Raw genomic sequence first — 20,027 nt, forward strand, 5'->3', positions numbered from 1 at the left:
ATCTTCGCGACCTCTGCGTTCGGCTGTCCGATCCCGCTTTCCTAAACCAGCCCGGTCAGCTCGCGCGCCGCCGCGCGCACCGCCTCGGCGTGGCGCGCGTCGTAGCGGTGCGCGGGCATGGTCAAGGTGACCGCCGCGGCCAGGCGGCCGTCGCCATGGAACACCGGCGCCGAGATGCCCGCGAGCTCGGCGCTGCGGTCGCCCACCAGCGCGCAGAAGCCCTGCGCGCGGATCTCCTCGTAGCGCCGGCGCTCGGCCGCGGCGCGCGGCAGCTCGGCCTCGGGCCCCCAGGCGATCAGCACGCGCGCGCCCGCGCCGCGGTCGTTGGGCAGCAGGTCGCCGGCGCGCACGTGGTCGCGCACCACCTGCGGCGAATCGACGCGGAACTGGCACAGCCGCACCCAGCCCGTGCCCTGCGGCTGCCGCACGTGGTAGGCCGCGCTCTCGCCGGTGGCCGCGACCAGCGCGCGCAGCACCGGCAGCACGATGCGGTCGAGCGACTGCGCGGCCGCGTAGAGCCCGTGCAGCCGCGCGATCTCCGAACCGAGCGCGTAGCGGCCGTCGTCCTGGCGGCGGATCAGCCGTGCGTGCTCGAGCGAGGCCAGGAGGCGCAGCACCGTGCTCTTGTAGAGCTGCGTGCGCTCGGCGAACTGCGCGAGCGACAGCGCCTCGTCGCCGGGGCGGAAGGCGCCGAGCAGACTCAAGGCACGGTCGACCGCGGCCGCGCCACCGGGCGCGGCATCGCGGTCGGACATCGATTCGGTCTGGGCTTTGCGGGGCATGGGCGGGGCCTGTGGCTTGACAGCGATGCCGGGGGCGGCGTCTAATTCTGTTCTGCAAAATATAGTTCTGTCAGATAGAACTGTCAAATAGAGCCTTCAAATAGAACCGTCAAATTTCCGATGACAACCCCAGATGTGCTCATCAGCGAGGTCGGTCCGCGCGACGGCCTCCAATCGGTCGCGGCCACCATGCCCACGGCCGACAAATTGCGCTGGATCGATGCGCTGCACGCCGCCGGCGTGCGCGAGATCGAGGTCGCCTCCTTCGTGCCCGCGAAGCTGCTGCCCCAGATGGCCGACGCGGCCGAGGTGGTGCGCCATGCGATCACCTTGCCCGGCCTCGTCGTGATGGCGCTGGTGCCCAACCGCAAGGGCGCGCAGGCCGCGCTCGAGGCCGGCGTGCACAAGCTCACCATGCCGGTGTCGGCCAGCGTGGCGCACTCGCTGGCCAACGTGCGCAAGACGCCCACCGAGATGGTCGAGGAGGTGCGTGCCATCGCCGAGCTGCGGCGCGCGATCGCGCCCCAGGTGAAGCTCGAGGCCAGCATCTCCACCGCCTTCGGCTGCACCCTGCAGGGCCTGGTGCCCGAGGACGACGTGATCCGCCTCGCGGCCCAGTGCATCGAGGCCGGCGCCGACGAGTCGGGCCTGTCGGACACCGTGGGCTATGCCAATCCCGCCCAGGTGCGGCGGCTGTTCAAGCGGCTGCGCGCCGAGCTCGGCGCCCATGCCGGCGCGGCCCACATGCACAACACGCGCGGCCTCGGCATCGCCAACTGCCTCGCGGCCTGGGACGAGGGCGTGCGCACCTTCGACGCCTCGCTCGGCGGCCTCGGCGGCTGCCCCTATGCGCCCGGCGCCTCGGGCAACGCGGTCACCGAGGACCTGGTCTTCATGTTCGAGGCCATGGGCGTGCGCACCGGCATCGACATCGAGAAACTCATCGCGGCGCGCGCGCCGCTCATGGCCGGCTTGCCCGGCGAACCGGTCTACGGCATGACGCCCGAGGCCGGCCTGCCCAAGGGCTTCGCCCAGGAGAACACCGCACATGGCTGACACCAATCCGCTGCCCTACGCCGGCGTGCGCGTGGTCGAGTTCACCCACATGGTGATGGGGCCGACCTGCGGCCTGATCCTGGCCGACCTCGGCGCCGAGGTCATCAAGGTCGAGCCGGTCGAGGGCGACAACACGCGCCGCCTGCTCGGCTCGGGCGCCGGCTTTTTCCCGACCTTCAACCGCAACAAGAAGAGCATCGCGCTCGACCTCAAGCAGCCCGAGGGCATCGAGGCCGCGCTGCGGCTGATCGCCACGGCCGACATCGTGAGCGAGAACTTCAAGCCCGGCACGATGAAGAAGCTGGGCCTGGACTACGACACGCTCAAGACCCTGCACCCGGGTCTGATCTACGTGAGCCACAAGGGCTTCCTGCCCGGCCCCTACGACCACCGCACCGCGCTCGACGAGGTGGTGCAGATGATGGGCGGCCTGGCCTACATGACCGGCCGCTCGGGCGATCCGCTGCGCGCGGGCACCAGCGTCAACGACATCATGGGCGGCATGTTCGGCGCCATCGGCGCGATGGCCGCGCTGCGCCAGCGCGAGCTCACGGGCAAGGGCTGCGAGGTGCAGTCGGCGCTGTTCGAGAACAACGTGTTCCTGGTGGCGCAGCACATGATGCAGTTCGCCGCCACCGGCAAGCCGGCCGACCCGATGCCCAGCCGCATCTCGGCCTGGGCGGTGTACGACGTGTTCACGGTCAAGGACGGCGAGCAGATCTTCCTCGCGGCCGTCAGCGACAAGCAGTGGGCCGTGTTCTGCCAGGCCTTCGGCCTCGAGGAACTGGCGGCCGATCCGCGCCTGAAGACCAACAACGACCGCGTGCTGGCGCGCGAATGGATGATGCCGATCCTGCGCTCGCACCTCGCCGGGCGCAGCGCGGCCGAGCTCGCCGCGGTGTTCGAGAAGAACGAGCTGCCGTTCGCGCCCATCACCAAGCCGCAGGCGCTGTTCGACGACCCGCACCTCAACGCCACCGGCGGCCTCGCGCCGGTGCGCATGAACGACGGCCACATGGCCAAGGTGCCGCTGGCACCGTTCACCCTCGACGGCGTGCGGCCCGGCATCCGCCTGCAGCCGCCGCGCCTGGGCGAACACACCGTCGAGCTGCTGCGCGAAGCCGGCTACGACGACGCAGCGATCGAGACGCTCCGGCGCCGCCACATCACCACAGGAGACTGATCCCATGACATCCATCCCACGGCGCGGCCTGCTGGCCGGCGCCGCGACCGCGTTCGCCTGCGCCCTGGCGCTCAGCGCCTGGCCGGCCCATGCCGACACCGCCTGGCCCGACAAGCCGGTGCGCCTGGTCGTGCCCTACACGCCCGGCGGCGCCACCGACATCGTTTCGCGGCTGGTCGCGCAGAAGCTCGCCGAGGACACGAAGTGGAGCTTCATCGTCGACAACCGCGCGGGCGGCAACGGCAACATCGGCATCGACGTGGTGGCCAAGGCCAGGCCCGACGGCTACACCATCGGCATGGGCCAGACCGCGAACCTCGCGATCAACCCGACGCTGTTCCCGAAGATGCCCTACGACGCGCTGAAGGACGTGGTGCCGGTCTCGGTCGTCGCCGCGCAGCCCGTGGTGCTGGTGGTGCGCGCCGATTCGCCCTACCGCTCGCTGGCCGACTTCGTCGCCGCGGCCAAGGCCAGGCCCGGCGAGATCAAGCAGGCGCTCGCGGGCACCGGCACCCTGGGCCACATGGCCGGCGAGGTGCTCGCCAAGCGCGTGGGCTTCAAGGTGCTCAACGTGCCCTACAAGGGCGCGGCGCCGGCCATCACCGACCTGCTCGGCGGCCAGACCGACTGCATGTTCGCGACGCCGCAGGGCGCGCTGTCGATGGTCAAGGCCGGCAAGCTGCGCGCGCTGGCCGTGACCTCGGCCAAACGGCTGCCGGTGATGCCCGACATCCCCACCGTGGCCGAGACCTACAAGGGCTTCGAGGCGGTCGACTGGAAGGCGGTGGTGGTGCCCGCGGGCACGCCGAGCGAGATCGTGAAGAAGCTCAACGCCGCGATCGACAAGGCGCTGGCCAAGCCCGCGACCATCGCGCAGCTGCAGGCCGAGGGCAGCATGCCGGTGGGCGGCAGCCCCGAGCAGGCGGCGCAGTACGTGCGCGCCGAGCATGCGCGCTGGGGCGCGGCGGTGCGCGAGGCCGGGGTGCAGCCCGAATAGCCGGTCCCCGGGATGAGCCCGCGCGGCGCCGGGCTTCCCGCCGCCTCTATATAGTTCGGGCGCCATGGACCGCCTGAAGCAGCTCGAATCCTTCGTCTCGGTCGCCACGCGCGGCAGCCTCACCGCGGCCGCCAAGGCCGAGGGCGTGGCGCCCGCGATCATGGGCCGCCGGCTCGATGCGCTCGAGGAGCGGCTGGGCGTGAAGCTTTTGGTTCGCACCACGCGGCGCATCACGCTCACGCACGAGGGCAGCGCCTTCCTCGAGGACTGCCAGCGCCTGCTGGTGGAGTTCGCCAATGCCGAGGCCAGCGTGAGCGCGGGCGGCGTCAAGGCCAGCGGCCACCTGCGCGTGACCGCGCCCGCGGGCTTCGGCCGCCGCCACGTCGCGCCGCTGGTGCCGCGCTTCCATGCGCTGCATCCCGAGGTGACGATCTCGCTGAACCTCAGCGACCGCGTGGTCGACGTGGCCGGCGAGAGCTTCGACTGCGCGGTGCGCGTGGGCGATCTGCCCGATTCCTCGCTGGTCAGCGTGCGGCTGGCCGACAACCGGCGCCGCTGCGTGGCCACGCCCGAGTTCGTGCTGCGCCATGGCGCGCCGCGCCATCCGAACGAGCTGTCGCGCTTCGCCTGCCTCGCGCTCACCAGCGATGCCTCGCAGACGCGCGGCTGGGCCTTCCGCATTCCCGACGACCAGGGCGGCCACGAGCTGATCCACCTGCGGCCCAGCGGCCCGCTCGACTGCTCCGACGGCCAGGTGCTGCACGACTGGTGCCTGGCCGGCCACGGCATCGCCTGGCGCAGCACCTGGGAGGTCGAGGCCGAGATCGACGCCGGTCTGCTGGTGCCGCTGCTCGACGAGTTCGCGGCGCCGCCCAACGGCATCTACGCGGTGTTCGCGGGCGCCAAGCACCTGCCGCTGCGCGTGCGACTGTGGCTTGATTTCCTCAAAGACCAATACGGGCGGCCCGAATTCTGGGGTGGACGGACCTGAGCCGGGCGCGCGGCTGCACAATCTGTTTGCATTTGCAAACCCCACGCGCCCCGACGAAGAGAACGCCACGATGACCCTCGAAGCCATCCTCGCCTACCTGCATCTGCTGGCCATCCTCACGATGGTCGTCTTCATCGCCAGCGAGGCGGCGCTGTGCCGCGTCGAGTGGCTCAATGCCGCGGTGGTCGAGCGGCTCGCGCGCGTCGACATGGTCTACGGCATCGCCGCCGTGGCCGTGCTGCTGACCGGCATCGCGCGCACCCTCTGGGGCGTGAAGGGCACGGCCTGGTACTGGACCAACCCGCTGCTGCACCTGAAGCTGGGCCTGTTCATCGTGGTCGGCGTGCTGTCGATCTTCCCGACCCTGAACTACCTGCGCTGGCGCAAGGCGCTGCGCGCCAGCGGCACGCTGCCGTCGGAGGCCGAGGTGAAGAAGACGCGCAAGCTGGTGATGATCCAGGCCCACCTGATCGCCGTGATCCCGCTGGCCGCGGTGTTCTTCGCGCGCGGCTTCGGCAGCAAGTAGTCGCATGGCGAACGCCGGCATCCAGTTCCTGTTTGCCGGCACGATCTTCGGCAGCGCCTTCCTCCTCTTCCTCGTCCAGCCGCTGATCGCCAAGCAGATCCTGCCGTGGTTCGGCGGCTCGGCCGCCGTGTGGTCGATCTGCATGGTGTTCTTCCAGGTCGCGCTGCTCGCGGGCTATGCCTATTCGGACTGGATCTCGCGCCACCTGCGCATGCGCGCGCAGGCGCTGCTGCATGTGGCGCTGCTGCTCGCGAGCCTGGCGTTTCTGCCGATCGTGGCTGGCGCGCAGTGGAAGCCGGCCGGCGCCGAGGATCCGGCCTGGCGCATCCTGGGCCTGCTGGTGGGCACCATCGGCCTGCCGTATTTCCTGCTCTCGACCACCGGGCCGCTGGTGCAGTCGTGGGTGTCGCGCACGCCCTGGGGCGCGCGCGTGTACCGCTACTTCTCGTTGTCGAACCTCGCATCGCTGCTCTCGCTGCTGAGCTACCCGGTGCTGATCGAGCCGCGCAGCACGCTGATGCAGCAGGCCATCGGCTGGTCGTGGGGCTACGCGGGCTTCGTCGTGCTCTGCGCGGGCACCACGCTATACATGGCGCGCCGCTGGAGCCACGACCTGCCGGCCGCCGCCGAGATTGCCGATGCGTCCACCGATGCGCCCGGCGCGGCGCCGCGCCGCATCGACCAACTGCTGTGGCTCGCGCTGCCCGCGCTCGGCTCCTGGCTGCTGCTGGCCGTCACCAACCACATCACGCAGAACATCGCGGCCGTGCCCTTCCTGTGGGTGCTGCCGCTGTCGCTCTACCTGCTGAGCTTCGTGCTGTGCTTCGAGAGCGACCGCTGGTACCGGCGCGGCCTGTTCGTGCCGCTCGCGGCCGCGATGCTGGCGCTGTGCGCCTACCAGCTGCAGGACGGCGCCGGGCTCAAGATCCACACCGCGCTGACGATCCACGTGGCGGGCCTGTTCGTGCTGTGCATGTTCCTGCACGGCGAGACCGCGCGGCTGCGGCCCGCTCCCGCGCACCTCACGCGCTTCTACCTGATGCTGTCGCTGGGCGGCGCCATCGGCGGCGTGACGGTCGGGCTGGGCGCGCCGTACCTGCTGCCGGCCTACTACGAGCTCGGCATCGGGCTGGTGCTGGCGGCGCTGCTCGGCGCGCTGGTGCTGCGCGCGCGCTGGCTGCTGTGGGTGCCCGGCGTGGGGCTCGCGGCCTGCTGCGCCTGGCTGCTGGCGGAGCAGGTGCGCAGCGACCACGAGGGGCTGCGCACCCTGGGGCGCAATTTCTACGGCTCGATGCACACCTACGACGTGCGGCGCCAGGACCCGCCCGACTACGTGCGCCAGTTCGTCCACGGCTCGATCAAGCATGGCGAGCAGTTCCTCTCGCCCGAGCGCCGCCGCGAGCCCACCACCTATTACGGCGCCACCTCGGGCGTCGGCCGCGCCATCGAGGCGCTGCCGATCGGCGCGCGCCGCGTCGGGCTGATCGGGCTGGGCGCCGGCACGCTCGCGGCCTACGGGCGCACCGGCGACGTCTACCGCTTCTACGAGATCAATCCCGAGGTGTTCGACATCGCCGACCGCGAATTCACCTTCCTGCGCGACAGCCGCGCGCAGATCGAGCGCGTGCTCGGCGACGCGCGGCTGGCGCTGGAGCGCGAGAGCGCGCAGGGCTTCGACGTGCTGGCGGTCGATGCCTTCTCGGGCGACTCGGTGCCGGTGCACCTGCTGACCGCGCAGGCCATGCAGGTCTATCTGCGGCACCTGCGGCCCGACGGCGTGGTGGCCTTCCACGTCACCAACCACTTCCTCGCGCTCGCGCCCGTGGTGGCCCGCATCGCGCAGTCGCAGGGGCTGCATGCGGTGCTGGTCAGCGACGACGCGGAGGATTCGGCCTGGCTGCACGCCACCGACTGGGTGCTGGTGGCGCGCGATCCGCAGGTGCTGGCGCGCGCGCCGATCGCGGCGGCGGCGCAGCCGATCGCGGTCGACCCCACCGCGCGGCCCTGGACCGACGACTACAACAACCTGTTGGGCGTGCTCAAGTAACAAAGCCCGCACGAGGCGGGCTTTGTTTGCAAAGGTTGCTCAGAGACGCGGTTCGGGTCTCAGCCCTTGGCGGCGTCCGCTTCGCACTTCTTGACGAAGCTGTTCTTGGCGGCGCCGGCGAGCGCCTTGCCGTTCTTGTCGACCGCCTTGGCGGCGCAGGCGGGAGCGGCGGCGGCCTTGGCTTCCTTCTCGCACTTCTTGATCGAGCTGGCCTTGGCGGCGCCGGCCAGGGCCTTGCCGTTCTTGTCGACGGCCTTGGCTTCGCAGCCGCCGGCGGCTGCGGCGGGGGCTGCCGCGGCGGGAGCGGCCGGGGTGGCGGCCTTGTCCTGGGCCTGGGCGGCGCCGAATGAAAGGCAGGCGCCGAGCGCGATGGTGGAGGCGACCAGGGAAAGGAGCTTCTTCATGGTGTGTGTCCTTGCAAACGGGTTGTGACAGTGGCTGCCCCGCCTCGGGGTTGACCATCGTAGCGGGCCAGGGGGACGGTCGGATGACGATCGTCAACTGCGGCCGAGTTTGCCCCCGGTAAAATTCGGCGATGCTATTGGTCAAACAGGAGCTGCTCGCGGCGCTCGCGAACACGCTCGAATCCTTCTCCCCCGGCGCCGGCCTCAAGGCCGCGTTCGAGTCTCCCAAGGTCGCGGCCCACGGCGACTTCGCCAGCAATGCCGCCATGCAGCTGGCGAAGCCGCTCGGCCGCAAGCCGCGCGAGCTCGCCGAGGAACTGAGCGCCGCGCTGCTCGCCACCCCCGCCTTCGCCCAGTGGGTGCAGGCGGTCGAGATCGCCGGTCCCGGCTTCCTCAACATCCGGCTGAAGACCGCCGCCAAGCAGCAGGTGGTGCGCGAGGTGCTCGACGCCGGCGCCGCTTTCGGCCAGCGCCCGGCCACCGGCGAGAAGGTGCTGGTCGAGTTCGTCTCGGCCAATCCCACCGGCCCGCTGCACGTGGGCCACGGCCGCCAGGCCGCGCTCGGCGACGCCATCTGCAACCTGCGCGCTTCGCAGGGCGAGAGCGTCTGGCGCGAGTACTACTACAACGACGCCGGCGTGCAGATCCAGACCCTGGCCAACAGCACGCAGCTGCGCGCGCGCGGCTTCAAGCCCGGCGACGCCGAATGGCCGAGCGGCGAGAAGGCACCGGCCTACAACGGCGACTACATCGCCGACATCGCGGCCGACTTCATCGCGAAGAAGACCGTGAAGTCGGAGGACCGCGAGGTTACGGCCAACGGCGACATCGAGGACCTGGACGCGATCCGCGAGTTCGCCGTCGCCTACCTGCGCCGCGAGCAGGACCTGGACCTGCAGGCCTTCCGCGTGCGCTTCGACCAGTACTACCTCGAGTCCAGCCTCTACACCAGCGGCCGCGTCGAGCGCGCGGTGGCGCAGCTGGTCGCCGCGGGCAAGACCTACGAGCAGGACGGCGCGCTGTGGCTCAAGTCGACCGACTACGGCGACGACAAGGACCGCGTGATGAAGAAGCAGGACGGCACGTACACCTACTTCGTGCCCGACGTCGCCTATCACATCGCCAAGTGGGAGCGCGGCTTCCACAAGGTCATCAACATCCAGGGCACCGACCACCACGGCACGATCGCGCGCGTGCGCGCCGGGCTGCAAGCTGCCGGCGAGGGCATTCCCGAGGGCTACCCCGACTACGTGCTGCACACCATGGTGCGCGTCACCAAGGGCGGCGAGGAGGTCAAGATCAGCAAGCGCGCCGGCAGCTACGTCACGCTGCGCGACCTGATCGAGTGGACCAGCACCGACGCCGTGCGCTTCTTCCTGCTGAGCCGCAAGCCCGACACCGAATACACCTTCGACGTCGACCTGGCCGTGGCGCAGAACAACGACAACCCGGTGTACTACGTGCAGTACGCGCATGCGCGCATCTGCTCGGTGCTCGCGGCCTGGGGCGGCGACGCGGCCGTGCTGCAGGGCGTCGACCTGTCGCCGCTCGAGAGCCCGGCGGCCCAGTCGCTGATGCTGCTGCTGGCCAAGTACCCCGAGATGCTGAGCGCCGCGGCCAAGGATTTCGCGCCGCACGACGTCACCTTCTACCTGCGCGAACTGGCGGCCACGTACCACAGCTACTACGACGCCGAGCGCATCCTGGTCGACGACGAGGCGGTGAAGCTGGCGCGCCTGGCGCTGGTCGCCGCGACCGCGCAGGTGCTGCACAATGGCCTCGCGATCCTCGGCGTCACCGCGCCGCGCAAGATGTGAACCCCCTCCCCATGAAGAAGACAACCAGACAACGCGGCAACATCGTCATCGGCCTGATCATCGGGCTGGTGCTCGGCCTGGGCGTCGCGCTGGGCATCGCGGTCTACGTGACCAAGGTGCCGATCCCCTTCGTCACCAAGACGCAGCGCGGCGGTGCCGAGCAGGACGAGGCCGAGGCGCGCAAGAACCGCGACTGGGACCCGAACGCCCCGCTGGCCGGCAAGCCGCAGCAGCCGCGCCCCGCGGCCGCCGGCCCGGTCGGCGCGCCGCCGGCCGATGGCAGCAATCCCGCCACCGCCGCGGTCTCGCCCGGCACCCCGCCGCCCACGGCGCCGGTGCCCGTGGTGGTCGCGCCCAAGCCCGCGCGGCCCGCGCCGGTTCCGGCCGAGGCCAATGCGCTGCCGCCCTCGAACGATCCGCTCGGCGATCTGGCCCGGGCCCGCGCCGGCAGCGTCGGCGGCAGCACCACGGTGGCCGCCGCCCCGTCCTCGAGCAGCGGCAATGCCGCGGCCGCCACCGGCTCCGGCGGTGCCGATCCCTTCATGTACTTCGTGCAGGCCGGCGCCTTCCGCACCACCGAGGACGCCGAGGCGCAGCGCGCCAAGCTCTCGCTGATGGGCGTCGAGGCCCGCGTGACCGAGCGCGAGCAGGCCGGCCGCACCGTCTACCGCGTGCGCGCCGGTCCGTTCAACAAGAAGGACGACGCCGACCGCCTCAAGGAACGGATGGACGGCGCCGGCCTCGACTCGGCGCTGGTGCGCGTCCAGCGCTGAGCGCCGTCCGGCCGGGGGAGGGCGCCGCCGGGTGGCCCCCCACGGCAACGGTCATGGTTTTTCTTTAAGCTTCGCCGCGGTCCGCGCCGCCCCCGGGTTTCCCGGAGCCCCGAGCACCGCGCGCGGGAACTCCGCTTCACCGGCCCGGCTCAGTCTGCCGTCTACCAACTGGAGAGCTCTTTCCCATGAAACGTCGTGATTTCTCGCTGGCCGTCGCCGCTGGCTCGCTCGGCCTGATGGCCCACCTGCCCGCGCAAGCCCAGGCCCGCGCGCCCAAGGCCGGCACCGAATACCTCGTGCTCGACAAGCGCGTGCCGGTCGACGCACCGGCCGGCAAGATCGAGGTGATCGAGTTCTTCTCGTACAACTGCCCGCACTGCAACGACTTCGAGCCCGCGCTCGAGGCCTGGGCCAAGAGCAAGCCCGCCGACGTGGTGCTGCGCCGCGTGCCGGTGCCCTTCGTGGGCAACGACGTCGAGGCCAAGCAGCGCCTGTACTACGCGCTCGAGGCGATGGGCAAGGTCGACGAATACCAGCCCAAGGTCTTCAACGCGATCCACGCCCAGCGCCAGAACGTGAACGGCGACGCCAACATCGTGGCCTGGGCCGAGAAGAGCGGCCTCGACGCCGCGAAGTTCAAGGAACTGTTCACCTCCTTCGGCGTGGCGAGCAAGGCCAAGCGCGCCTCGCAGCTGACCGACGCCTACAAGGTGGCCGGCGTGCCGGCGCTGGCCGTGGCCGGCCGCTGGTACGTGGATGGCGAAACCGCCGGCAACATGAACAAGGCGCTGTCGGTCACGAACTACCTGATCGGCGAAGCCCGCAAGGGTTGACAAGGGCGTGAATAAACCTGCCGCGCGCCCCGATCTCGCACCTGCGGTCCTCACCGTACAGAGTACGGCTCCGGTCCTCGGCGCAACCTCGGGGCGCTCGCGACGGTTTCTTCACACCTTGTAGCCGCTCCGCCGCCGGGAGGCCGGAATCCCGTCGAGGGTTCCGGGGCGGCCAAGCCGCCATCCGGCGGAACGCGGGGCCATCCCGCGAGGGGCCGCAACCCGGGTTCGCCACCCCGGGGCTTTTTCATCCGCGCGCATGGGTCTGGCGCGATGGGCCGCATACAATGCAGAGCAAGTTTCGTGCCTCTATGACATCGCACTCTCACCCCACCTCCTCCCTTCGCCGCACCGGTCGCCTCGTGCTGGCCGCGCTGCTGCTGGCCGGCTCCGCCGCCACGGCCCTGGCCGAAACGGCCGACCGGACCAAGCCGATGAACATCGAATCCGATTCGATGCGCTACGACGATCTCAAGCAGACCAGCGTCTTCACCGGCAACGTGGTGGTCACCAAGGGCACCATCATCATCCGCGGCGCGCGCATCGACGTGCGCCAGGACCCCGAGGGCTACCAGTACGGGGTGGTCACCGCGGCGCCCGGCAAGCTCGCCTATTACAAGCAGAAGCGCAACGGCAACGGCGACGAGTGGATCGAGGGCGAGTCCGAGGTCATCGAGTACGACAGCCGCGCCGACAACGTCAAGTTCATCCGCCGCGCCGTCATGCGCCGCCTGGTCGGCGCCACGCCCAACGACGAGAGCAGCGGCGCGCTGATCGTCTACGACCAGGGCAACGACACCTACACCGTCAACGGCTCGACCGTGCCGCCGAACGCCGGCGTGTCGGCGCCGGGCGGCGGCGGCCGCGTCAAGGCCATCCTCACGCCGAAGTCGGCCGCGCCCGCGGCACCCGGTGCCTCGGCCCCGGCCACGCGCCGTCCCGCGGCCCCGACGTCCACGCCGGCCCCGGGCGCCGGCCTGCGCCCGAGCACCACGCTCAGCGGCGAAGCGGAAGAACGCAAGTGATCGAAGCCGCCGGAACCCAGGAAGCCAACGGCGTGCCGGGCAGCCGCCTCGTCGCGCGCGGCCTGCAGAAGAGCTATGGCAGCCGCAAGGTGGTCAAGGACGTCTCGCTCGACGTGCAGAAGGGCGAAGTCGTCGGACTGCTCGGCCCCAACGGCGCCGGCAAGACCACCTCGTTCTACATGATCGTCGGGCTGGTTCGCGCCGACGCGGGCGAGATCTCCATCGACGGCGAGCCGATCGCCCACATGCCGATCCACCGCCGCGCGCGCATGGGCCTGAGCTACCTGCCGCAGGAAGCCTCGATCTTCCGCAAGCTCACGGTCGAGGAGAACGTGCGCGCGGTGCTCGAACTGCAGCGCGAACCCGATGCCAACGGCCGGCTGCAGGCGCTGTCGAAGCAGCGCATGGAAGAGCGCCTGTCGGAGCTGCTGGCCGACCTGCGCGTCGACCACCTGCGCGATTCGCCCGCGCTCGCGCTGTCGGGCGGCGAACGCCGCCGCGTCGAGATCGCGCGCGCGCTGGCCACCCAGCCGCGCTTCATCCTGCTCGACGAACCCTTCGCCGGCATCGACCCGATCGCGGTGATCGAGATCCAGCGCATCATCAGTTTCCTGAAGGAGCGCGGCATCGGCGTGCTCATCACCGACCACAACGTGCGCGAGACGCTGGGCATCTGCGATCACGCTTTCATCATCAGCGACGGCCATGTGCTGGCACAGGGCACGCCCTCGGAGATCGTCGACAACGCCGAAGTGCGCCGGGTCTACCTGGGCGAGCACTTCCGGATGTGATGAAGCTCGCGCCAGTCATTTGCTGAGGGCATGAAACAAGGCTTGTCGCTGCGCGTTTCGCAGCATCTCGCGCTGACGCCTCAGCTGCAGCAGTCGATCCGGCTGCTGCAGCTCTCCACGCTCGAACTGAGCCAGGAGGTCGAGCAGATGCTCGACGAGAACCCCTTCCTCGAGCGCACCGCCGAGGAAGCCGCGCGCGAGGAATTCGGCCTCGACGCCGCCGACACGCCCGCGCCGCGCGAGGACACCGAGCGCGAGGCCGAGAGCGACTACGCGAGCGCCGCGCCCTCGACCTCGACCACGTCCACCGAGACCACCTCGTCGTCCGAGGCCGAGCCGGCCCTCGACTCGCCCGAGCGCGAGCCCGACTGGGAAGGCGACGGCACCGTCGACATGGCGCCCGACGACAGCGAATGGGGCAGCGACGCGCCCGCGCGCAACAACAGCAGCACCGGCGACGACGAGCGCGCCGATGCCACCGAGCTCGCGCGCAGCCAGGAATCGCTGCAGTCCTTCCTGCACCGCCAGGCGCTGAGCCTGCGGCTCAACGAGAACGACAGCGCCGCGCTGCGCTTCTTGATCGAATCGCTCAACGACGACGGCTACCTCGAGGATTCGCTGCCGGCGCTGGCCTCGGGCCTCGCGGGCGACGACAACGACCAGTTCGACGAGCTGGTGCATCACTTCCAGGTCGCGCTCGGCCTGCTGCAGAGCCTGGAGCCCGCGGGCGTGGGCGCGCGCGACCTCGGCGAATGCCTCGCGATCCAGCTGCGCGCGCTGGCCGACGAGGACGAGACCGAGGACGAGGAGCTGGTGCGCAAGACCGCGCTCGCCATCTGCAAGCAGCCGATGGAGCTGCTCGCGCGGCGCGACTTCAAGCGCCTGGCCACGCTCACGCGAACTAATGAAGAACTGGTGCGCTCGGCGCTGCAGATCATCGCGCGCCTGGAGCCCAAGCCGGGCCGCCGCTTCGTCGACGTCGAGCGCAACATCGTCATTCCCGATGTGATCGTCACCAAGACCGGCCGCGGCACCAACGTGAAGTTCCGCGTCATGCTCAACCCCGAGGTGATGCCGCGGCTGCGCGTGCACGACATCTACGCCGGCGCGCTCAAGTCGCACAAGGGCGAGGGCAGCCAGGCGCTGTCGCAGCGGCTGCAGGAAGCGCGCTGGTTCATCAAGAACATCCAGCAGCGCTTCGACACCATTCTTCGCGTCAGCAACGCCATCGTCGAGCGGCAGAAGAGCTACTTCGTGCACGGCGAACTCGCGATGCGCCCGCTGGTGCTGCGCGAGATCGCCGACGAGCTCGGGCTGCACGAGTCCACCATCTCGCGCGTGACCACCGCCAAGTACATGTCGACGCCCTTCGGCACGGTCGAGCTCAAGTACTTCTTCGGCTCGGCGCTGGGCACCGAGACCGGCGGCAATGCCTCGAGCACGGCCGTGCGCGCGCTGATCAAGCAGTTCGTCGGTTCGGAGAGCGTGAAGAAGCCGCTGTCGGACAGCCAGATCTCCGAGATGCTCAAGGAGCAGGGCATCGAGTGCGCGCGCCGCACGGTCGCCAAGTACCGCGAGGCGCTGCGCATCGCGCCCGCCAACCTGCGCAAGGCCCTCTAGAAAGCCGCCGATGGCCCGACGCCTGCTGTCGCGCCGTGGGCTTCGGGCGTTCGCCATCGCGGCCACGCTGCTGGCCGCCGGCTGCGCGAGCTTGCCCGACCAGGCCCCGCGCGCGCCCACCCAGGCCATCGCCGTGTCGAAGGACACCGCGCTCGGGCGCATCGCGCTGGCCGCGCAGCCCGACCCCGACCTCAGCGGTTTTCGCCTCATGCCCGGCGGCGACTTCGCCTTCGACACCCGCATCCAGCTCGCGCGCCGCGCCCAGCGCACGCTCGACGTCCAGTACTACCAGATCGAGAACGACGAGACCGGCCGCTACCTGCTGCGCACCCTGCGCGATGCCGCGCAGCGCGGCGTGCGCGTGCGCGTGCTGATGGACGACCTCTACACCGCGGGCGAGGACGAGCTGCTGCGCGGCTTCGCGGCCACGCCCAATGTCGAGCTGCGCCTGTTCAACCCCTTCCCGGCCGGCCGCGGCAGCCTGCTCGCGCGCTTCGGCGCCTCGCTGTTCGACTTCAACCGCGTCAACCGGCGCATGCACAACAAGCTGTTCATCGCCGACGGCGCGATGGCGGTGGCGGGCGGGCGCAACATCGGCAACCAGTACTTCCGGCGCACCGCGGGCGAGAACTTCATCGACCTCGACACCTTCGTGACGGGCGCGCTGATCCCGCGCCTGGGCAGCCTGTTCGACCAGTACTGGAACAGCCCCTACGTGCGGCCCGTCGAATCGGTGGTGGCGAGCACGCTGCCTGCCGACGAACTGCAGCGCCGCTTCGAGGCCGCCACCGGCCCCGACACCACGCCGCCGCCGCCGAAGCCCGCGCCCAACGACCTGCTGGGCTACGGCCCGATCGCCGAGGACCTCGACGCCGGCCGGCTCGGCCTGATCTGGACCACGGCCGAGGCTTATGCCGATTCGCCCGACCGCGTGATCGGCAAGACCGCCTCGTACGGCGGCGTGCCGCTGCTCGATGTCGACAGCGTGCGCTACAACGTGGTCGAGCAGATGCGCCGCGCGCGCAGCGAGGTGACCATCGTCTCGCCCTACCTGATCCCGGGCGCCGCGGGGCTCGAGGCGATGAACGAGATCCGCCGGCGCGACGTGAAGATCAGCGTGGTGACCAACTCGCTCGCCGCCACCGACGAGCCGCTGGTGCACACCGCCTACCGCCGCTACCGCCCCGACATGCTGCGCCTGGGCGCCGAGCTCTACGAACTGAGCACCAACCGCACGCGTCGCAGCGTGCGGCTCGGCCTGTTCGGCACCTCGGTCGGCCGGCTGCATGCCAAGTCGGCGGTGATCGACCAGCGCATCCTGTTCGTCGGCTCGATGAATTTCGACCCGCGCTCCGAGGTCCACAACACCGAGATCGGCCTGTTCATCCGCAGCCCCGAGATGGCGCAGCAGGCGCTGAAGCTGCTCGAGGTGCTCAAGCAGCAGGGCGCTTACCGGCTGCGTTTCGCCGAAGGCAGCGACTCGCGGCTGGAGTGGATCAGCGAGGAGGCCGGCAAGACCACGGTGCTGAGCGAGGAGCCCGACTCGGGCTTCTGGGACCGGACCATGCTCGAGCTGCTGGCGCCGTTGACGCCGGAGAGCCTGCTCTAGGCGGTTTGGGCGGTTTTCGCAAACCGTCGGTTTCCGTTCCGCAAACCTCGGCCTGTCATGCTGTGGTGCCCCTGCGAGCAGGGGCCCGAACACCACCGACAGGAGCACGCGCATGAAATGGATCCACTACACCGCGCCCGGCGCGGCCGCCAGCAGCTACGGCGTGCTGGAGGACGACCGCGTCCGCGCGGTGAACGGCAGCCCCTTCGGCGGCCACGACTTCACGGGCGCCGTGCATCGCTTGGCCGACGTGAGGATCGAGGTGCCGCTGCTGCCGCGCACCTTCTATGCGGCGGGGCTCAACTACGTGCGCCACATCAGGGAATACGCCGAGCAAAGCGGCCAGACGCTCGCGATCCCCGACAAGGCCGACATCGGCTACCGCGCGGTCAACGCCCTGGTTCCGCACGAGGCGGCCGTCGTCATTCCGTCCAACGCGAAGCAGGTGGAATACGAAGGCGAGCTGGTCGTGGTGATCGGCCAGAAGGCCCGCCACCTGAGCGAGGCCGACGCGTTGTCGTGCGTGCTGGGCTACACCATCGGCAACGACGTGAGCGAGCGGCTCTGGCAGGCCTCGGACCGCACCTTCTGGCGCGCCAAGAACAGCGACACCTTCAAGCCGATGGGGCCGTGGATCGAAACCGACTTCGACCTCGACGCAGCTCGGACCACGGTGCGCGTCAACGGCGAGGTGAAGACGCAGTTCCGCACCGGCGAGATGCTGTTCGGCATCGCGACCTTCATCAGCGCGATGACGCGGCATCTTACGCTGTACCCGGGCGACGTGATCTGGATGGGCACCGACGGCAAGTCGCCGCACCTGGAGGCCGGCGATGTCGTCGAGGTGGAGATCTCGGGCCTCGGCTGCCTGCGCAATCCCTTCGTCGCCGAAGAGGCCTGAGGACGACCGTTCAACGGCCCGCGGTGCCGCGCGCCGCGGTGGTGGCCGGCAAGGCCCAGTCGGGCGGATGGCGCGACCATTCGCGCAGGAACTCCAGCAGGTGGCGCACGCGGCTGGGCATGTTGCGCCGGGTCGAGAACACCACGTGGATGTCGAGCTCCTCGGGCACCGCGCCGGGCAGCAGGGCCTCGAGCGTGCCGGCCTTCAGTTCCTCCGACACCATGTAGTGCGGGTGCAGCGAGATGCCGGTGCCCAGCAGCGCGCACTGCTTGATCGCATCGCCCATGTTGGCGCGCACGGTGCCGCGCACGCGCACCTCCTGCGGCGGGTTGCCGGCGAACTTCCACACGCCCGAGCCCGACTTGATGATGTGCACCAGGCAGTTGTGGCGCGCCAGGTCGGCCGGCGTGGCGGGGCGGCCGTAGGCCTTCAGGTAGGCCGGCGACGCCACCACCACCTGCGGCGCCTTCAGCAGCGATTGCGCGACGTAGCTCGCGTCCTCGAGCGAGGGCGCAATGCGGATCGAGAGATCGAGCGCCTCGGCCACCAGGTCGGAGCGGCCGTCGTCATGGACCACCGTCACCTCGATGTCCGGGTAGCGGTGGGTGAACTGCGCCACCACGCGCATCAGGTGGTAGGCGCCGAACGAGGGCGGCGTGCCCACGCGGATCGCGCCGCGCGGCAGCTGCACGGCATCGCGCACCTCGCCCTCGATCGCCTCGTAGCGCTCCAGCAGGTCGCGCCCCGAGTCGAGCACGCGCGCGCCGGCCTCGGTCAATGCCACCTGCTTGGAGGTGCGCTTGAGCAACTGCGCGCCCATCGAGGCTTCGAGCCAGGCCACGTGCTTGGTGATGGTGGCGCGCGATACCGAGAGCTGCATGGCTGCGCGCGCGAAGCTGCCGCAGCGCGCGACCTCGGTGAATATCTGAAGGCAGCGAAGGCGATCCACGTCGTTCGACCCGGTTCAAGGTTTCCAAATCGCAAACCTTGGATTGTCGAACAGGGTGTGTCAGCGGGCAAGCCGACTCCTAGACTCGTTCGCCACATGACCGCCGATGTTTCCATTCCCGACGCCGCGCGCCTGCTGCCCGAGCTGACGCAGGCGCTGCACCGCTTCTTCCATGCGCTCGACCGGCGCGACTACGACGCGATGCTCGCGCTGTTCGCCGACGACTGCCGCTGGCTGCGCCAGGGCCGGTGGCTCGAGGGCAAGCCGGCCGTGCGCGCCGCGCTCGAAGCGCGCGCCGCCGATGTCGAGACGCGCCATGTGCTCACCAATGCCCATGTGAGCGCGCAGGACGGCACATCGACCGAGGTCGAGGCCTACATGACGGCCTACCGCCATCCCGCCGCAGCGCAGCCCGACGGCGCGCCGCCGCGCATTGCCGGGCCGTTGCGCTTCAACCTGACGACCACCGTCTTCCGCCGCGATCCGGGCCAGGGCTGGCGCATCGCCGAGCAGCGCATGGTGACGGCCTTCGACTTCGCCTCCGCTTCCGCCGAATGAACGCCTTGCCCGCCTCCTTCGTCCACCGCGGCGTCGTCACGCGGCTGGTGATGCGCGAAGGCGCCATCGACGGCCTGCGCGCCGAGCTCGATGCGCTGGGTGTCGCGCGGCCGCTGGTGCTGGGCGGTGCGCGCACGCAGCGCTCGGCCCTGTTCGCGCGCAGCCTCGCGGCGCTGGGCGACCTGCCGCATCTGCTGGCCGACCCGGTGCCTGCGCATTCGAGCGTGGCGCTGGTCGAGCAACTGGCCGCGCGGGCGCTGGCCGAGGGGGTCGACGGCTTCGTCGCCATCGGCGGCGGCAGTGCCTCCGACACGGCCAAGGCGATCGCGCTGCTGATGGCGGAGGGTGGTGCGCTCGCCGACCACGCGGTGCGCTTCACGCCGCCCGACTCGCTGGTGGCGCCGCGCCTCCTCGCGCCGAAGCTGCCGATCGTGGCCATTCCGCAGACCGCCTCCGGCGCCGAAGTCACGGTGTCGCTCGGCGTGCGCGGCGACGACGGCGCCAAGCTGTTGTTCACCGATGTGCAGCTCGCCGCGCGGCTGGTGCTGATCGACCCGCGCGCCAACCTCGAGATCCCCGCGGCGCTGATGTGCGCCACCGGCATGAACGGCCTCGCGCATTGCCTCGAGGGCCTCTATTCGATGGAACGTTCGCCGCTGGCCGAGACGCTGGCGCTCGATGCGATGGCGCGCTTCGCGCAGGCGCTGCCCGCCGTCCACCGCGATCCGCGGGACGTCGCGGCGCGCGCCGCGCTGCTCTATGCCGCGCACCTTTCGGGCCAGGTGCTGGTCAACGCGCGCACCTGCCTGCATCACGCCGTGTGCCATGCGATCGGTTCGGTGACCGGCGTCGGCCACGGCGATGCCAATGCCGTGATGCTGCCGCACGCCATCGCCTTCAATGCCGAAGCCGCGGCCGGGCCGCTGATGCGCGCCGCCGCGGCGTGGGGCGCGCCCGGCGTGCCTGCGCTGGTGGACGCCCTGCGTGCGCTGCAGGCGGCCATCGGCGTGCCCACGCGGTTGCGCGACATCGGCGTGCCGCGCGATGCGCTCGACCGCATTGGCGCCAAGACGATGCGCGAACGCGGCCTCTACTACAACCCGCGGCGCGTCGCGGGCGCGCACGAGGTTCGCGCGCTGCTCGACGCCGCGTACTGACGGCCTTC

The 20,027-nt window shown here is 70.5% G+C and carries 19 protein-coding genes; 16 read left to right on the forward strand and 3 right to left on the reverse strand.

Annotated features, from left to right (window positions below; genetic code table 11):
* Positions 1-41: 41 nt before the first annotated feature.
* On the reverse strand, positions 42-782 hold the full coding sequence (locus INQ48_03420; GenBank protein ID QRF58330.1) for a helix-turn-helix domain-containing protein: 741 nt from the start codon (positions 780-782) through the stop codon (positions 42-44).
* Positions 783-902: 120 nt separating this feature from the next.
* Here INQ48_03420 and INQ48_03425 point away from each other — a divergent pair, with 120 nt between their 5' ends.
* From INQ48_03425 to INQ48_03450, 6 genes are all read left to right on the forward strand, one after another.
* Positions 903-1,838, forward strand: a complete 936-nt coding sequence (locus INQ48_03425; protein ID QRF58331.1) for a hydroxymethylglutaryl-CoA lyase — start codon at positions 903-905, stop codon at positions 1,836-1,838.
* Positions 1,831-3,021 (forward strand): CoA transferase, encoded by a 1,191-nt coding sequence (locus tag INQ48_03430; GenBank protein ID QRF58332.1) that lies wholly within the window; start codon positions 1,831-1,833, stop codon positions 3,019-3,021. Before INQ48_03425 ends, INQ48_03430 begins: the two co-directional genes overlap by 8 nt.
* A 4-nt stretch (positions 3,022-3,025) precedes the next feature.
* Positions 3,026-4,018 (forward strand): tripartite tricarboxylate transporter substrate binding protein, encoded by a 993-nt coding sequence (locus tag INQ48_03435; GenBank protein QRF58333.1) that lies wholly within the window; start codon positions 3,026-3,028, stop codon positions 4,016-4,018.
* Positions 4,019-4,082: 64 nt separating this feature from the next.
* Positions 4,083-5,009 (forward strand): LysR family transcriptional regulator, encoded by a 927-nt coding sequence (locus INQ48_03440; protein ID QRF58334.1) that lies wholly within the window; start codon positions 4,083-4,085, stop codon positions 5,007-5,009.
* A 70-nt stretch (positions 5,010-5,079) separates the two neighbouring features.
* Positions 5,080-5,535: a DUF2214 family protein gene (locus INQ48_03445; GenBank protein ID QRF58335.1), complete on the forward strand. Its 456-nt coding sequence runs from the start codon at positions 5,080-5,082 to the stop codon at positions 5,533-5,535.
* Positions 5,536-5,539: 4 nt separating this feature from the next.
* Positions 5,540-7,582, forward strand: coding sequence for a fused MFS/spermidine synthase (locus INQ48_03450; GenBank protein ID QRF58336.1), 2,043 nt, complete (start codon positions 5,540-5,542; stop codon positions 7,580-7,582).
* A 59-nt stretch (positions 7,583-7,641) separates the two neighbouring features.
* On the opposite strand, the gene INQ48_03455 is transcribed toward INQ48_03450, so the two are convergent.
* Positions 7,642-7,986, reverse strand: coding sequence for a hypothetical protein (locus tag INQ48_03455; GenBank protein QRF58337.1), 345 nt, complete (start codon positions 7,984-7,986; stop codon positions 7,642-7,644).
* 131 nt (positions 7,987-8,117) lie between these two features.
* Between INQ48_03455 and INQ48_03460 the strand changes: the two genes are divergently transcribed.
* The 8 genes from INQ48_03460 to INQ48_03495 all read left to right on the forward strand — a co-directional run bounded on the left by INQ48_03460 (position 8,118) and on the right by INQ48_03495 (position 17,355).
* On the forward strand, positions 8,118-9,803 hold the full coding sequence (locus INQ48_03460) for an arginine--tRNA ligase (protein ID QRF58338.1): 1,686 nt from the start codon (positions 8,118-8,120) through the stop codon (positions 9,801-9,803).
* Positions 9,804-9,814: 11 nt separating this feature from the next.
* Positions 9,815-10,576 carry an SPOR domain-containing protein gene (locus INQ48_03465; GenBank protein QRF58339.1) on the forward strand — a complete coding sequence of 254 codons (762 nt, stop codon included), beginning with the start codon at positions 9,815-9,817 and terminating at the stop codon, positions 10,574-10,576.
* Between the two features lie 185 nt (positions 10,577-10,761).
* Positions 10,762-11,409 (forward strand): thiol:disulfide interchange protein DsbA/DsbL, encoded by a 648-nt coding sequence (locus INQ48_03470; GenBank protein QRF58340.1) that lies wholly within the window; start codon positions 10,762-10,764, stop codon positions 11,407-11,409.
* A gap of 311 nt (positions 11,410-11,720) precedes the next feature.
* Positions 11,721-12,434 (forward strand): lipopolysaccharide transport periplasmic protein LptA, encoded by a 714-nt coding sequence (gene lptA, locus INQ48_03475; protein ID QRF58341.1) that lies wholly within the window; start codon positions 11,721-11,723, stop codon positions 12,432-12,434.
* On the forward strand, positions 12,431-13,225 hold the full coding sequence (gene lptB / locus INQ48_03480; protein QRF58342.1) for an LPS export ABC transporter ATP-binding protein: 795 nt from the start codon (positions 12,431-12,433) through the stop codon (positions 13,223-13,225). Before lptA ends, lptB begins: the two co-directional genes overlap by 4 nt.
* A 30-nt stretch (positions 13,226-13,255) precedes the next feature.
* Positions 13,256-14,845 (forward strand): RNA polymerase factor sigma-54, encoded by a 1,590-nt coding sequence (locus tag INQ48_03485; protein QRF58343.1) that lies wholly within the window; start codon positions 13,256-13,258, stop codon positions 14,843-14,845.
* Positions 14,846-14,855: 10 nt separating this feature from the next.
* A complete protein-coding gene (locus INQ48_03490) occupies positions 14,856-16,454 on the forward strand; it encodes a phospholipase D family protein (protein ID QRF58344.1) in 1,599 nt (532 codons plus the stop codon).
* A gap of 112 nt (positions 16,455-16,566) precedes the next feature.
* Entirely contained in the window at positions 16,567-17,355 is a 789-nt protein-coding gene (locus tag INQ48_03495) for a fumarylacetoacetate hydrolase family protein (GenBank protein QRF58345.1), read from the forward strand.
* A 10-nt stretch (positions 17,356-17,365) separates the two neighbouring features.
* On the opposite strand, the gene INQ48_03500 is transcribed toward INQ48_03495, so the two are convergent.
* Complete coding sequence (locus INQ48_03500; protein ID QRF58346.1) at positions 17,366-18,304, reverse strand: LysR family transcriptional regulator; 939 nt, start codon at positions 18,302-18,304, stop codon at positions 17,366-17,368.
* Positions 18,305-18,400: 96 nt separating this feature from the next.
* Here INQ48_03500 and INQ48_03505 point away from each other — a divergent pair, with 96 nt between their 5' ends.
* Both INQ48_03505 and INQ48_03510 read left to right on the forward strand, forming a co-directional pair.
* Positions 18,401-18,862, forward strand: a complete 462-nt coding sequence (locus tag INQ48_03505) for a nuclear transport factor 2 family protein (protein QRF58347.1) — start codon at positions 18,401-18,403, stop codon at positions 18,860-18,862.
* Positions 18,859-20,019 (forward strand): iron-containing alcohol dehydrogenase, encoded by a 1,161-nt coding sequence (locus INQ48_03510; GenBank protein ID QRF58348.1) that lies wholly within the window; start codon positions 18,859-18,861, stop codon positions 20,017-20,019. The genes INQ48_03505 and INQ48_03510 overlap by 4 nt, the downstream gene beginning before the upstream one ends.
* Positions 20,020-20,027 lie beyond the last annotated feature (8 nt).

The sequence above is a fragment of the Variovorax paradoxus genome (genome assembly GCA_016806145.1).
Taxonomy (GTDB): domain Bacteria; phylum Pseudomonadota; class Gammaproteobacteria; order Burkholderiales; family Burkholderiaceae_C; genus Variovorax.